The organism is Pseudomonas sp. WS 5027 (genome assembly GCF_012985695.1).
In the GTDB taxonomy this organism is placed as follows: domain Bacteria; phylum Pseudomonadota; class Gammaproteobacteria; order Pseudomonadales; family Pseudomonadaceae; genus Aquipseudomonas; species Aquipseudomonas hygromyciniae.
On sequence record NZ_JAAQWU010000019.1, the window covers coordinates 1 to 14673 of the forward strand.

The following is a 14673-nucleotide window of genomic DNA, read 5'->3' on the forward strand; positions in this document are numbered from 1 at the left end:
TGATTACATCGAGATGTTCTACAACGCAAAACGCCGCCATAGTTTCAACAATCAGCTGTCACCGGTAGAGTTTGAAAAGCGTTACGCAATGAGTTTGCAAGGTGTCTAAAGAATCCGGGGCGATTCACAGCGCCTCATAGGCGCCCAGCCCCCAGCGGCACTTTTCAAAGGCGGTGGTAGGCAGATAAATGCCTGAGCCGACCCCCATCAACTCCCCTGACAACACCCTTTTGCTGCGCTCTGTGACTTTAAGCGCGGACTTGAGTACATCGACGCTGCCGTCCAGAGGGTTGAACATGCTGCGCACCAGCAGTCCGCTCTCCTTCATCAGGCCCCGGCCAAATGCGCGACCGCTATAGGGCACAACCGCCTTGACCCCCTTGAAGAATGACCTGGCTGCAGCCAAGCCGCCTGTCGCTGAAAATGACGCAAAGTCGATCAACAGGCCTTTGAGACCGTCCTTGATATTGCCATCGGCAATGTCCGCAACCGCACCTACAAATGGGATAAGACTGAGGACCGTTCTAAGGTTCTCCTGGGTCAGGATCTTGCCGGAATCGAAAGGGTAGCTGCGGCGCTTCTGCAGCCGTGTGGGTTGATTGGCGTACTCCAGCAGCAACTCGCGCCTGTCCTCGAACGTGTTGTCGAGCACGGTTCTGGTGATATCGCGTGTTCTTGTCGAAGCCCAACTGTTGGGGACATAAACCGGCGCGGGGCCGGGCCACTGCGACAAGACCTGACCGGGCAACGGCTCGCGAGCCTTCTCGATAATGACCCTGGACTCTACTCCCGGACGCGGCTCGGTGCCCTGGGAATAGGCCTGGAAGTCGAACTTCTCCAGCTTTGCATGACGAAAATCCCGTTGGACAAAGGCAAAAGGCCCGTAGGGCACACTGCCTTTTTGGGTCACGCCATTTAGCCCAAGGCTGTAGCTCAGATCGTCACGCCGGATCATTTTCATTGAGCCTGGAAACACTTCGTAGTAGCCAAATCTCGGGGTCGCCGCCCCGGTTTCGTAACGCATCAACAGGCCATGCCTGCCCTTTTTCTCCTGCACCTTGGAGTGCTCGCCCTGATCGTCCTCCACGGGTTGCCCGGTCTCCTCGCGCAAGGTAAAGAACTCCAGCTTGCCGACCTCAAATGCCCGGCGTACCTCCAGCGGCGCATTGGCGATCATCAGGCGGATCACCGTAGCCTGGGCGCTACGGGTATCGGCAATGTATTGGTCCACGGCCGGAGCGACCAACGGGGCAATCGGCGGCAGGTTTTTGATTCTTTCGTTAAAGGTTTCCTGGGAAATTTTAGGGTGAATAAATTTGTACTTTTTTTCGTCACCAAAAAGACGGCTCACCCAATCGCCAAAGGCAACCAGCGGATCCTTTTCAGCTTGTTGAGTCAGGATCACGTCGGTCAAGTAGGGCTGACGGGTCTGAAGATGCCCGTGTTGCCTTGGGTCAAAAGGCACGTCGGTATCCAGCTCAAGCTTGAAATTGCGGATCTCGTCCTCGGTCAACTCGGGAAACAGCTTCGCCAACTGTTGCACTAAAAGACTTGTTTGAGTGGGTGGCTCGCTCGTCAGGGTATTGAATGCCTCGCGAGTGCGGTTTTCCCGATCGGTGAATGCCTGTGTGGCAGCCAGATAATCCCCTGGCGAGTAGCGCCCATCGGATGACTTGGGAAAAATCCCGGCCATCACCGCCCAGTCCAGCAAGGGCTGGGCGCCAAGGCTTTTGATCAACTCTGCCTGCGCAGGCCCTGTCGCATCGAGTCGGCTCAGGTCCAGGGCTTGGGTGATTGTCAGTCCTCGCGAACTGCCCGCCCCACCGAGTTTTTCAGCCATGGCAGTGCCCAGGCGCAGGTTCAGCCAGGCGGTCGAGCCGATGGTCACCTGCCCAGGCTGTAACATCAGTGCTTGAGGTGCGAGTGTCGACACACTGGGCGTCGGCTTGATCAGAAACTCAGGGGCAGCCTGTGCCAGCAACAGATGGGCAACCAACGGCGCAGCGCTGGCGCTGACCGCCTTGTGGTCAATCAAATGCGTTTCTATCTCCTCGCGCACCTGGTTTATCGTGCGCCCTAGGTTGCTGGGATGATAGATCTCGTAGCCGGCAACCACGCCGGGCGCGCCGGGCACATCGACGGCCACACTGGCCTTGATCGCGGCAGCCAGCAGTTGGTGGCGAGAAGCCCTGGACAGGGGCGCGCCACCGGCGACCTCCGCCATATTCAGTACGCCCGCCAATTGCTGCGCCTTGGCCATGGCCTGGGGCGAGTCGAAGAACGCCCGAAGCCGCAAATCCGGGTCGGCGGGCAGGTCCGCCCCGTCCGCAAAATCGCGCAACAGTTCAGTGACCGAACCCGGCCTGGCGGCTTGGGTTCTGAGCACCGTCAGGTCGTTGGGTGACAACGCCCCTGGTCCCCAGCTATAGGGCGTTAGACTCGCGTAGTCCGCCGCCAGCGGCGCCGGAGGCAATTGATTGTTCAGCCAGCCAAGCGCGACGCGTGCTTGCGCGACGGAGCCAGGAGACCCCAACCCGAAATACTCCAGGACCTGGCGCAGGTCATATTGGGGGATGGAATACAGGGCGTCACCGGTTTCCTTGCTCATGCCCACCAACTGGTTGAAGTTGGCATTCAGTTCGAGAATGCGCGCCTTTTCTTCTGCACTGCCTCCAACCAGGGTCTTGCTGATCTCGTCATCGAGAAAGGCTTGCAGATTAGTCCAATGATTCGCCGAGTCCCGTACTTCCAGCTGCCCGTCGCGAATGCGGTAAACGTGATCGCCCTGGCCAAAACCGATTTTATCGACGAACGTTCTGAAGGCCGGGGTTGCCAGGAACTGAGCAAAACTCGCCCGTGGCTGATGGCTTTTCTGTGCCAGGCTCGACTGGGGGTCGATATCCACAGTCTGCGCAGTCAGGTCGAGATCGGCGTCCTCAGCCTTTGCATCGACCAGCGCCTGCAGCTGGGGAGCCAGGCGCGTACGGACATCCTGGTCGCGGCTCTGCTGCACGAGTTGGTCGAACTGCTCGCGCCAATCGGTGCGCTTTTGCTCGGAAATCCCGGGCCAGCCGTCCTCTGTAAGCTGCCTGCCAAGCTGCGCGGCACCGCCGCTTTCGTTAGGTGTCTTGACGCCGTAAAAATCGACAATGACGTCAACGTGATTAAAGTCGCCCGTTTTCGGGTCTGGTAGCAGAATCCCCAGATCGCTGGGAGAAAGGTAGTGCACAGCCGCCCTGACCTTGCCACTCACTTCCCACCAACCAGACCCATCGCTGGTGGTAAATCGCTGCTTGGTCTCGACGCCATCGCGAATCACTATTCCCTCTACGCCGTCGCGGTCGATGCGCACGGTCGACCATTTGAAGCCTTTGCTCGCAAGCCAGTCCTGCACCGCCGGCTCTTTCACCGCGTCGCGATAAAGGTCCACGTAAGGTTTGATCGAAGCATTGTCGGGGATGGGTTTGCGTTTCAGCTTGCCGGTGGTCACCCAATGAGTGAGGGTGTCCTGCAGCTTTTCATCGCCTTTCGCCGCATCGACGGACGATGGAAAAGCAGGCAATGGCGTCGCGTCGCGTTTTTTGCGCTGCGCCGCCAACTCGAGCCTTGCTTGCGTCAGCCTGCCAGGCATCGAGGGGTTACGTGGGGTTTGCTCTGATGCTGGCCAGTCTTGGCCTTCGGGCGCAGACGGCGCTTCGGACGACTGCATCGAGGCTGTCGGCTCAGGCTGTCGATAGCCCTGCCCTGCACCTGTCACAACGTTAAACGGCGTGCCTGCACTCTTTACACTGTATGTCGACATTTCCAGTTCTCTTCACCTAAGGGAGGGCGAGAGTTCTTTTCCGTAAGAACTGTCAATGCAACGCTACAAGGCCCAGCCTAGAGGGGTTGTAGGAAGAGTCCGAATACACCAAAGACTGTGCTAAGTGTTTCAAGTATGCCGAGAAAATGGCAGGTCAGTTACAGGATCCGATACAACAAGCGCTCGACCCGTACCCGGCTGACCCGACGCAAGAACTTGCCGACGGCTTCGGGGTAATCCACCAGCGTCTGCAACTGCTGGTAGCCCTGAATCCGCTTGGCGTGCCGGAAAATCTCCTCAAGCTCGCTGCGCCGTGGCGCCAGCCACTGGCCTCGGGGATCGTCGATCAGCAAAGCGTTTTCCAGGTCCAGGCGGAAGGCACGGGGGTTGAGGTTGTTGCCGGTGAGCAAGGTATAGCGCTCGTCGACCCACATGCCCTTGAGGTGGTAGGTGTTATCACCGTCACGCCACAGGTGCAGGTTGAGCTGGCCATTGTCGATCATGCGCTGGTGGCGCTTGGCAAAGCGGCGCAGGCTGATTTCGTAGAGATACGGCAGCGCGGCGATGATCCTGAACGGCTCGCTGGGCGGGATATAGAAGTCGTTGGCGGTCTTGTCGCCGACAATGATGTCGATCTTCACCCCACGGGCCAGCGCGCGGTTGATCTCCCGGGTTACCGGTAGCGGCAGGTTGAAATACGGGGTGCAGATGGTCAGCTGCTGCTGGGCGCTGGCGATCAACTCACAGATCACCCGGCTCAGCGGGTTGTTCTTGCCCACCCCTAGCAGCGGGCTGACCGACAACTCGCCGATGCCAGCCTGGCCGGCCGTGGTGTCATAGGTCGCGTGCTTGAGCCGGCTGCGCAAGTCGCCAATGTCATTGCGCAGGCTGCGAGTGGTGGGCAGGTTGGGCAGGTCCAGGCGGTGGACCGCCTTGGAGGCCACCAGCCCGTGCTCCACCAAGTGTTGCATGGAGTCAGCCAGTGGTTTGTTGTGGATCAAGTGATAGCGATCAAAACGATATTTGTCGAACTTGTGCAGATACACATTGTTCAGGCTGGCGCCGCTATACAGCACGCTGTCATCGATCACAAAGCCCTTTAGGTGCAACACGCCAAACAACTCGCGGGTCTGCACAGGGACCCCGTATACCGGCACGTGTGTCGGGTGCGACTGGGTCATCGCCTGGTACCAGGCGCTGTTACCCGGCTGCTTGCCCGCGCCGATCAGCCCGCGTTGGGCGCGCAGCCAGTCGACCATCACCACGATATCCAGTTCAGGCCGTGCGGCCTTGGCGGCATGCAGCGCGTCAAACACCTCCTGGCCCGCTTCGTCCTGTTGCAGGTACAAGGCGACGATATAGATACGGTGTTGGGCCTGGGCGATTTTCTCCAGCAGGCAGCGGCGAAACTCGGCAGCGCCGGACAGCACCTCGATCGCATCGGTGGCCAGGGGGAAACCGCGCAACTTGGGCAACAGAGAACGTTTGAATAACGACGGCATAGGGCTCGCAATGATCGAATCCGAAGAGCCCGAGAGCTTACACCATGGGGGTGCTCAGGTCTGCCTGCGGAACATGGAAAATAATTCATTGACCATGAAGAACGATCGTTCTACTGTTTGCAACATGAACGATATGACCAACAATGAAACCCGCGACATTATTCTCGATGTCACCGAAAAGCTGCTCTACCGGCACGGCATCGCGGCCACCGGCATGGAACTGCTGGTGAAAACCGCCGGGGTCTCCAGGAAAAGCATCTACCGCTATTTCGCCAACAAGGATGAATTGGTGATCGCCGCCCTGCAGCGGCGCGACGAGCGTTGGCTGCAGTGGCTGCGCAGCGAGGTCGAACAAGCGCCAGACAGCGGTGCGCGCTTGCTTGGGGTGTTCAGCGCGCTCAAGGCCTGGTTTGCCTCTACGGACTTTCGCGGTTGCGCCTTTATCAATACCAGCGGCGAGACCGGCAACCCGCAAGACCCAGTCCGTTTGTTGGCCAAGGCGCATAAACAGAAACTGTTCGAGTACCTGCTTGAACTGTGCAACGCACATGGCACCCCAGCCCCGGAGAAACAGGCCGCGCAACTGCTGATCCTGGTCGATGGTGCCATTACCATGGCCCTGATAATGGGCGATGTAACCGCCGCTGATAATGCGCAATGCATGGCGCAAACGTTATTGGCACTTTGAAAATCACTGGGATTCAAGAAGGAACAATCACATGTCAGACACTGCCCACGTACGTGCGCCCTTGCCGCCCTTTACCGAACAATCGGCCATTGAAAAGATCCGTCTCGCCGAAGACGGTTGGAACTCCCGTGACCCACAGCGCGTATCGCTGGCCTACACCCTGGACACCAAATGGCGTAACCGCGCCGAATTCGCCCATAACCGCGAACAGGCCAAGGACTTCCTCACCCGCAAATGGGCCAGGGAACTGGACTACCGCTTGATCAAGGAATTGTGGGCCTTTACCGGCAACCGTATCGCCGTGCGTTATGCCTATGAATGGCACGACGACTCCGGCAACTGGTACCGCTCCTACGGCAACGAGAACTGGGAGTTTGACCAGGACGGCCTGATGTCCAACCGGCATGCGTGCATCAATGACATGCCGATCAAAGAGAGCGAACGCAAATTCCACTGGCCCCTGGGGCGGCGCCCGGATGATCATCCGGGGCTGTCCGAGCTGGGGCTGTAGGAGCCGGCTTGCCGGCCCCTACAGTGCCAGTCAATCCTGCTTCAATCCTACTTGGTACAACACGCCATCAGCCTCATCCGTGAGTACGTACAGGAAACCATCCGGGCCCTGGCGTACATCGCGGATACGCGCCTTCAACTCGCCCAGCAGGCGCTCTTCGTGGACCACCCTGTCGCCATCGAACTGCAGGCGGATCAGCTCCTGGCTGGCCAGGGCGCCGATAAACAGGTTGTGCTGCCAGGCCTTGAAACGGTCGGCATCGTAGAACGCCATACCGCTGATGGCCGGTGACTTTTCCCACACATGATGGGGTGCGACCGTGCCTTCGGCGGTCTTGCCCTTGGCTTCGGGAATCGGCAACAACGAATAGTTGATGCCATGGGTCGCCAGGGGCCAGCCGTAGTTCTTGCCACGCTCGATGATATTGATTTCATCACCGCCGCGTGGACCATGTTCGTTTTCCCAGAGGGTGCCGGTCCAGGGATTCAGCGCCGCACCCTGGGGGTTACGCTGGCCATAGGACCAGATCTCTGGCCTGGCCCCGGGTTGGCCGACAAACGGGTTGTCATCCGGTACGCCACCGTCCGGGTAGATCCGCACGACTTTGCCTTGTAGCTTGTCCAGGTCCTGGGCCGTGGGGCGATCATTGTTCTCGCCCAGGGTCACAAACAGATAGCCATCGCGTTCAAACACCAGGCGCGAACCGAAGTGATTGCCGGTAGACAGCTTGGGCTCCTGGCGCAGGATCACCTGGAAGTCCTTCAAGCCGCTCAGATCATCGCTCAATCGGCCACGCCCTACCGCCGTGCCTGCCTTGCCGCCCTGGCCGCCACCTTCGGCGTAGGACAGGTAGACCAACCGGTCTTCCTTGAAATCCGGCGACAGCACCACATCCAGCAAACCACCCTGCCCCTTGGCCCAGACTTGCGGCACGCCGCTCAGCGGCGCAGACAATTTTCCGTCACTGCTCACAAAGCGCAGCGCACCCGGCCGTTCGGTGACCAGGAAGCCTTGCTTGTCTGGTAAAAAAGCTACCGCCCAAGGGTGGTCCAGGCCTTTGACAATCGGGGTCGCGGTGATGCTGCCTTGCTCGCTGGGGAACTGCTGGGTATCGGCGGACAATACCGGACACGCCGTTGCCAGGGCACTGGCGCAGCAGGTAGCTAAAAGGGTTGTGCGTAGAAACATACCGTGGGGCTCCTTTCGTTCAGGGCCGGCGATTGCCATTGGCGTCTTGCGTCGGGGCTGAGGGTTGGGTGGCAGGACGTGCGGGAGCAGCATCACGCTGCGGATAACGATTGCCGATGCCGCCGTTTTCCAGGGTTGGCGGGCGAGGCACCGGCGCGATATAGGTGCCACGCATCGCCGGCGTATTGGGCTGGGTGCCCTGCATGCTGTTGGGATTGGCCCGCTTGATCGGGCTGTTATACGGATTGTTGTTGCCGGGTAGGTTCTGCGCCTGCACCCCACCACTCAAGGCAAGGCCCAGGACCAACACCACAAGGCTGCGTGTACGACTGCTCATGACAAAACCTCTCTGGGGCGAGGAATACCAGCATTCGATAACACGCTACGCGCAGGGTTCGGATTTGGTAACTAAATAGTTTCCGCGCAGGTGTAACACGGCTTGTCCAACGCCACTGCGGTGCTTGCCACGAAGGGGCTGACGATCAGATCAGTATGAAAATCCCTGCCAGAGCGGCAAAGATCGCCCACTTTTCCAGGTAGTAACGGGTGCGGTTACGCTTTTTCAGCTCCTTGCCCCGCAGGCGGATCTTGTAAAGGCGGGTAAAGGCGCGGTTCAAGCCACCGGTCTTGTCCCCGGCATCGTTGGGCGAACCGGCGGCAGCCATGACGTTGCGGCTGAACCAGCGATTGAACGCAGCCGCCCAGCGATATCTCATCGGGCGCTCAATATCACAGAACAAAATGATGCGGTTCTGCGCCGTGGTGTTTTCGGCGTAGTGGATGTAAGTCTCATCGAACATTACCGCCTCGCCGTCACGCCAGGAGTAGTTCTCACCGTCCACATTGATGTAGCAGCCTGGATCGTTGGGTGTATCCAACCCCAGGTGGTAACGGTAGGAGCCGGCATAGGGATCACGATGGCGCACCAACTTTGAGCCTGGCGGCAGTTCGGCAAACATCGCGGCCTTGATCGAACCGATGCTTTGCACCAGTTCGGTGGTGCGCGGGCACAGCTTCATCGCCGAAGGGTGACTGTCGCCGTACCACTTGAGGTAGAAGCGCTTCCAGCCCGACTTGAAAAACGAGTTGAAACCCACGTCGTTGTATTGGTCCGAGCGTTTGATCTCGCCAGCGCGCATCAGCTTCTGGCCCTCCTCGCGAATTTCCTGCCAATGCTCCTGGAGTGGACTCAGGTCGGGAAAGTCGCTGGGCGATAGGTACGGACGGCCGGGCAGTTTGGAGAACAGGTAGAGGAAGCAATTGACCGGTGCAAGGAAGGTCGAGTGGTCGCTTAGTTGACGGCCCAGTTTATGTCGCACCCTGCCACGCAGGTGGACATACGCGATGGAGATAACGTAGAGAGCAACAATGATGAGTTTCACGGGAATTCGTCACATGTCAGAAGAGTACAGGCTGCTCCTCCAGGCCGGGCCGGGGAGGAAAAATGCAGCACCTGAAATCACAATTCATTAACAGGCCCACGAGTGCCTTGGAGACAATTCGGATAGTGGCCAATGGCAGTTATTTTAGCCATAGATTGTAACCAAAGGTTAACTAAGAATTGTGAAAAGGTGTCTTCCAACTGTGTAGCCGCGCCACCTCGAAAGCACGGTGACGGGTCTGCCGGGCTGCGACGCAGCCCGGGAAAGGAGCGGCCTAACTCAGCCCAATGGCTGGTCATCCTTGCGTTCTCGCAGGGTAAAACGGTCGTCGTCCAATGGCGAATAGGCCACTGCTTTGCCACGCTTGAGGACCAGATGGCGGACCAGCGCGATGAGCATCCCCAGCAGTAGGCCGACCGCCAGGCTCAACGCAACCACCAGGACTTTTTTCGGCTTGATCGGGCTCAGCGGCTCCTGGGCGCGCCGGTCAATTGTCACCAGTTTCAAGGCGCTCATGTCGATATTCAGGCCACGCAGGCGCGCCACTTCAGCACGCAACGGCTCGACATCCTGCAGGAAAATATCTTCATTGCCCCGCCGCTTCATGACCTCGACCTGGCGATTGACCTCCAACAACTGCAGCTCTTTGCCGATTTCCGCGACACGGCTGTTGGTGAAATCATCGCTGGTGCGCTGTTGCAGGGCCGTACGCTCGGCTTCCAGGGCGTCGGTGCCAAGGAAGTACAAGGGGACCTGCTGGTTGTTGATCTCGGTGCGCATCACCTGGCTGGAACCGCTACGCCCGGCGTCGGCCATGGAGGAAGGAGTCGTCGGATTCTTAATGCCCATGGACTTGGCAATCGAGATGGCTTCGTTCAACTCTGCCAGGCGATTGGAGCGCTGCATTTTCATCTGCAGGCGCAGGGCACTGAGTTCATCTTCCAGCTGCGCACGCTTGAGCTTGTCGCCTTCCAGCAGCTTGGCGATTTTCGATTCTTTGTCGGTTTCGTAATTGGAGCGCGCCGCATCAATCTTGCCTTTGAGCTCGGCGAGGCGGTTGTTGACGATCACTTTAAGATCGGCGCCCACCTGCTCGCGTTCTGCAGCGATGGCGTAGTCGACAAAGCCGTTGAGAATCGCGACACCGTCGATATCCGTGGGGTATTGCAGTTCAAGGCGGATATAGCTGCTCAACGAGTCCGCTTTCTTCGGATCAGGCAAAATCAGGTTGATCGAGTTGCGGTTGAACGCCTCGAAACTCTGCTCCAGGCTGCGCCCCGGCTTCTGGAACGCTTCGAACAAGCCAGGGTTGGCCTTGAAAAAATTCAGCCGCGCATCGTACGAGTCCAGTTGCGCGCCCACTTTGGCCAGGGCATCCGCCGGCGGCAACTTGTAGACCTCCGAGCGATTGAGTGCATCTAGTTCATTGATAGCTGCCGGACGCAGCACGCTGCTGACCTGATACTCGCGGGGAGCCAGCAGCGCGTAACCAACTCCAACAAGGCCCGCAAAAAGAGTGCAGCCGATGACCAGTTTCTTCTGCCGCCAAATCGAGTGAAATAGCTCAAACAAATCAATTTCGTCAGACGCCACGGGGGCTTGAACCTGAGGAGTTCTATTCAAAATGGGGACATCCTTCAAAAAGTGGGCACTGGCTGTCCACTACACGATAGATCTGAATAACCAACTGAAAATGCAGGGACAACGCCCTGGATGTGGCTAACACGACATAAGGCAACGCTTATCCGACCCTTGAGTCACTGAAAAAATCCCTACAGCATTGAGATTGTTTTCCTTCAGAAAGAGTAATGTCATATAGACACTGCTTAGCGTAGACGACATATCGAGAAACATCGCTCTCACGATATGTCAAAACAGCTTTAAATATCTGCTGGCAAAGGAAAAAAACCGACCAAGCCACAACTTTGGGAAATTTCCCGCAAAACCTATTAATCAACCTTGATAGGAAGCATTTCTTGATGTTGGCGGTGCTTCATTTGCGCCTTATCAAACAGGAGTTGTACATGTCATCGCCCTCTACCCGCACCACCCCTTGCCCGACGGAGCTGGACAGGCAAGCCCTGCAAGGCACGTGGGAGCAAATAGCCCTGGAAGACAGCGGCATCGCCAACCCGCCGGATGAGCACAGTGCGCCCGGCGCGCTAACGACGATTGAGGGAGATCAGTTCCGGGTCATGACCCTGGACGGCGAGGTATTACTACAAGGGTGTTTTGCCCTGGATGCCAGCACCACACCCAAGAGCATCACCTGGATCGACGCCATAGGGGCTGACGCAGGAAAGCGCCTACCCGCCAGCTACACCCTGGATGACGAGCACTTCGTTTTTATCGCGGCCGATGAAGGTATGCCCCGGCCGACGCATTTCAGTACGACGCCTGGGCAGACGATGCGCACATTCGTGCGCAGGTCTTGAACAGATAAGAGGTATTCGTTTTTACGACGGGGTTTTCACGAACTCTTCACGTTTGGCGCGATAGGTTAAATCCAACTCCTCAGATGAATCCCTTGGCCCGCCGCCCCAGCGGGCCTTTTTTTGTCTTCAGGCCGAGCGCTTGACGGCAGTCAGGGTGTAGCACATCGGCAATTGCGCCGACTGGTTCTCGTACCGGTCGTAGAGCTCTTCGCGATTGGAGTGCGGGTACTCCTGCAAATGGCTGATCTGCAGGCCCGCGGCGATGGCCGCGCTGATAACTTCCCCAAAGGTGTGTACGAACCAGTACGACGCAGCGGTTGCGCCCTGGCTTGCCCCTTCATAGACAATCGCCTCGTGCTGCACAAAAGGCTCGCGGCGAAAGTATGAGGTGACCGGCAGCATCGGGTTGGCCGCTTCGGGATCGAATACCTCTAGGAACGGATGGGTTTCGTAGATCACCAGCGTTCCCCCCTCCTTAAGGGTGCTGGCGACATGCCGCATAAACAGCACGATATCCGGCATCCAATTCAGCACGCCAATGGTGATCAGGGCAAGGTCGAAGCGACCCTGCAAATGCTCGGGCAAATGATGAATATCGGCTTCGATAAATTCAGGTGAGTGCGGTGAGCGAGCCGCCAGTTCCGCCGCCTGCGCAAGAAACGCATCGGATTGGTCGATCCCCACCACGCTATTGGCGCCAAGGCCATACAGCGAGAGGCTTTCACGCCCGTTATTGCACCCCAGTTGCACCGCATCCCGGCCCTTGATTCCGACCTGCTGCAGCAGGGAGGTCAGCGTGGGGTCCAGGCAGTTGAAACCACGCTCGCCTACGGCGGCGAGCAGGCTTTGCCAGTGGGCGCCAGCTTTATGGTGCTCGGCGGATTCGTTCCAGGCGGCCTTGTTACTGGCGATAGCCTGTTGAGCAGACAGCGTGTCCATTGCGTCTCCAAACGATTGAGCGTGCGCAACAGGATGGCAATGAGCGCCGTCAAAAATAAAGAAGGGAGTTCGCCCCGCACCGATAGCCTCGCCATCCTTGAACCGGTAAAGAGCTATCACTGCAGGGCGAACGGAGGGAAATTAATCCACGGCCATGGGATGTTCAACTGTTATCAATTACAGAACCGACAATCGATACAACTTCGATACAAATCGCTGCTTTTTGTAGAGTTTTTACTCAAAACAGACAAACCAGGCACTTCTCACCACCCCACACGCCGGCCTGTCATATAACTCGCGCCTCACATATGCGACAATGCGCGCCAAATTCCAACATGCACCCCATATTTTCTGCTCGGCGACTGGGCACCACGCCTTGATGTCGCTGTTGACGCATGCCCGTTGGCCCGGGCTCCGAATGGGTCCCGGCCCAAATAAGCGCACCCCAAGCTATTGATAGGTAAAGTAATTGATCTCCACAGCTAACATCACCATGCAGTTCGGCGCCAAGCCGCTGTTTGAGAACGTCTCGGTCAAGTTCGGCGCCGGTAACCGTTATGGTTTGATCGGTGCCAACGGTTGCGGCAAGTCGACCTTCATGAAAATCCTCGGTGGCGACCTTGATCCGTCCGGCGGCCAGGTGATGCTGGAGCCGAACGTGCGCCTGGGTAAGTTGCGCCAGGATCAGTTCGCCTACGAAGAATTCAACGTGATCGACACCGTGATCATGGGTCACGAAGAGCTATGGAAGGTCAAGGCCGAGCGCGATCGCATCTACTCGCTGCCGGAAATGAGCGAAGAAGACGGCATGGCCGTGGCCGAGCTGGAAACCGAGTTCGCCGAAATGGACGGCTACACCGCCGAATCCCGTGCAGGTGAACTGCTGTTGGGCCTGGGTATCGGCATCGAGCAGCACTTCGGCCCGATGAGCGAAGTGTCCCCAGGCTGGAAGCTGCGCGTATTGCTGGCCCAGGCGCTGTTCTCGGATCCGGAAGTGTTGCTGCTCGACGAGCCAACCAACCACCTGGACATCAACACCATTCGCTGGCTGGAAAACGTCCTGACCCAGCGTAACAGCCTAATGATCATCATCTCTCACGACCGTCACTTCCTGAACAGCGTGTGCACCCACATGGCTGACCTGGACTACGGCGAGCTGCGCCTGTTCCCGGGCAACTACGATGAGTACATGACCGTAGCGACCCAGTCCCGCGAGCAATTGCTGTCGGACAACGCCAAGAAGAAAGCGCAGATCTCCGAACTGCAATCGTTCGTCAGCCGCTTCTCGGCCAACGCCTCGAAAGCCAAGCAGGCCACTTCCCGTGCCAAGGCGATCGACAAGATCCAACTGGCCGAGGTCAAGCCTTCGAGCCGTGTGAGCCCGTTCATCCGTTTCGAACAGACCAAGAAGCTGCACCGCCAGGCGGTCATCGTCGAGCGTATGGCCAAAGGCTTCGACGGCAAGACACTGTTCAAGGACTTCAGCTTCCAGGTTGAAGCTGGCGAGCGCGTGGCAATCATCGGCCCGAACGGTATCGGCAAGACCACCCTGCTGCGCACCCTGGTCAACGAATTGACCCCGGACGCCGGCAGCGTGAAATGGACCGACGCGGCCGAGCTGGGCTACTACGCCCAGGACCACGCCCATGACTTCGAAGACGACGTCACGCTGTTCGATTGGATGGGCCAGTGGGCTCAAGGCGAACAAGTGATCCGCGGCACCCTCGGGCGCATGCTGTTCTCCAACGACGAAATCCTCAAATCGGTCAAGGTCATCTCTGGTGGTGAGCAAGGTCGCATGCTGTTCGGCAAGCTGATCCTGCAAAAGCCCAACGTACTGGTGATGGACGAACCGACCAACCACTTGGACATGGAATCCATCGAGGCGCTGAACCTGGCGCTGGAGAACTATCCAGGCACGCTGATCTTCGTCAGCCACGACCGTGAGTTTGTATCGTCCCTGGCCACCCGCATCATCGAGCTGAGCCCAAGCGGCGTGATCGACTTTAGCGGCACCTATGACGACTACCTGCGTAGCCAGGGTGTAGTGTTCTAAGCACAACAACACAGCAAAAAAGTAGCAAGCAGGCTTGTTGTGGCGAGCGGGCTTGCCCCGCGCTGGGTGGCGAAGCCGCCCCAATGGCCTCACCGACTGCTGTCAGATAGACCGAGGGGGATGGTTTTGGGGCGGCTTCGCCACCCAACGGGGGACTAGCCCCCTCGCCA

At 58.3% G+C, this 14673-nt stretch carries 12 protein-coding genes; 5 read left to right on the plus strand and 7 right to left on the minus strand.

Annotated features, from left to right (window positions below):
- Positions 1–109: IS3 family transposase (locus tag HBO09_RS21345; protein ID WP_169993622.1), on the plus strand; the 109-nt coding region annotated here is incomplete at its 5' end.
- A gap of 15 nt (positions 110–124) precedes the next feature.
- Here the strand turns inward: HBO09_RS21345 and HBO09_RS21350 are convergent.
- Together HBO09_RS21350 and pssA are read right to left on the minus strand one after the other, a co-directional pair.
- Complete coding sequence (locus HBO09_RS21350) at positions 125–3631, minus strand: hypothetical protein (protein WP_170060954.1); 3507 nt, start codon at positions 3629–3631, stop codon at positions 125–127.
- A 329-nt stretch (positions 3632–3960) separates the two neighbouring features.
- Positions 3961–5304, minus strand: a complete 1344-nt coding sequence (pssA, locus tag HBO09_RS21355; protein ID WP_169996971.1) for a CDP-diacylglycerol--serine O-phosphatidyltransferase — start codon at positions 5302–5304, stop codon at positions 3961–3963.
- Between the two features lie 124 nt (positions 5305–5428).
- Between pssA and HBO09_RS21360 the strand changes: the two genes are divergently transcribed.
- Together HBO09_RS21360 and HBO09_RS21365 are read left to right on the plus strand one after the other, a co-directional pair.
- A complete protein-coding gene (locus tag HBO09_RS21360; RefSeq protein ID WP_169997191.1) occupies positions 5429–5992 on the plus strand; it encodes a TetR/AcrR family transcriptional regulator in 564 nt (187 codons plus the stop codon).
- Positions 5993–6023: 31 nt separating this feature from the next.
- Positions 6024–6503 carry a nuclear transport factor 2 family protein gene (locus HBO09_RS21365; RefSeq protein WP_169996973.1) on the plus strand — a complete coding sequence of 160 codons (480 nt, stop codon included), beginning with the start codon at positions 6024–6026 and terminating at the stop codon, positions 6501–6503.
- Positions 6504–6533: 30 nt separating this feature from the next.
- On the opposite strand, the gene HBO09_RS21370 is transcribed toward HBO09_RS21365, so the two are convergent.
- From HBO09_RS21370 to HBO09_RS21385, 4 genes are all read right to left on the minus strand, one after another.
- Positions 6534–7691: a PQQ-dependent sugar dehydrogenase gene (locus HBO09_RS21370; protein ID WP_169996975.1), complete on the minus strand. Its 1158-nt coding sequence runs from the start codon at positions 7689–7691 to the stop codon at positions 6534–6536.
- Positions 7692–7710: 19 nt separating this feature from the next.
- The gene (locus tag HBO09_RS21375) at positions 7711–8028 is read right to left on the minus strand and encodes a hypothetical protein (protein ID WP_169996977.1); all 318 of its coding nucleotides are present in this window, start codon (positions 8026–8028) and stop codon (positions 7711–7713) included.
- Positions 8029–8173: 145 nt separating this feature from the next.
- Positions 8174–9073 (minus strand): lipid A hydroxylase LpxO, encoded by a 900-nt coding sequence (gene lpxO, locus HBO09_RS21380; protein WP_169996979.1) that lies wholly within the window; start codon positions 9071–9073, stop codon positions 8174–8176.
- Between the two features lie 279 nt (positions 9074–9352).
- Positions 9353–10696, minus strand: coding sequence for a Wzz/FepE/Etk N-terminal domain-containing protein (locus tag HBO09_RS21385; RefSeq protein WP_169996981.1), 1344 nt, complete (start codon positions 10694–10696; stop codon positions 9353–9355).
- 401 nt (positions 10697–11097) lie between these two features.
- Between HBO09_RS21385 and HBO09_RS21390 the strand changes: the two genes are divergently transcribed.
- A complete protein-coding gene (locus HBO09_RS21390) occupies positions 11098–11508 on the plus strand; it encodes a TIGR03067 domain-containing protein (protein ID WP_169996983.1) in 411 nt (136 codons plus the stop codon).
- 126 nt (positions 11509–11634) lie between these two features.
- Here the strand turns inward: HBO09_RS21390 and HBO09_RS21395 are convergent, their stop codons facing one another.
- The gene (locus HBO09_RS21395) at positions 11635–12447 is read right to left on the minus strand and encodes a class I SAM-dependent methyltransferase (RefSeq protein ID WP_169996985.1); all 813 of its coding nucleotides are present in this window, start codon (positions 12445–12447) and stop codon (positions 11635–11637) included.
- Positions 12448–12916: 469 nt separating this feature from the next.
- Between HBO09_RS21395 and HBO09_RS21400 the strand changes: the two genes are divergently transcribed.
- Positions 12917–14503 (plus strand): ABC-F family ATPase, encoded by a 1587-nt coding sequence (locus HBO09_RS21400; protein WP_082445592.1) that lies wholly within the window; start codon positions 12917–12919, stop codon positions 14501–14503.
- The last annotated feature ends 170 nt before the right edge of the window (positions 14504–14673 follow it).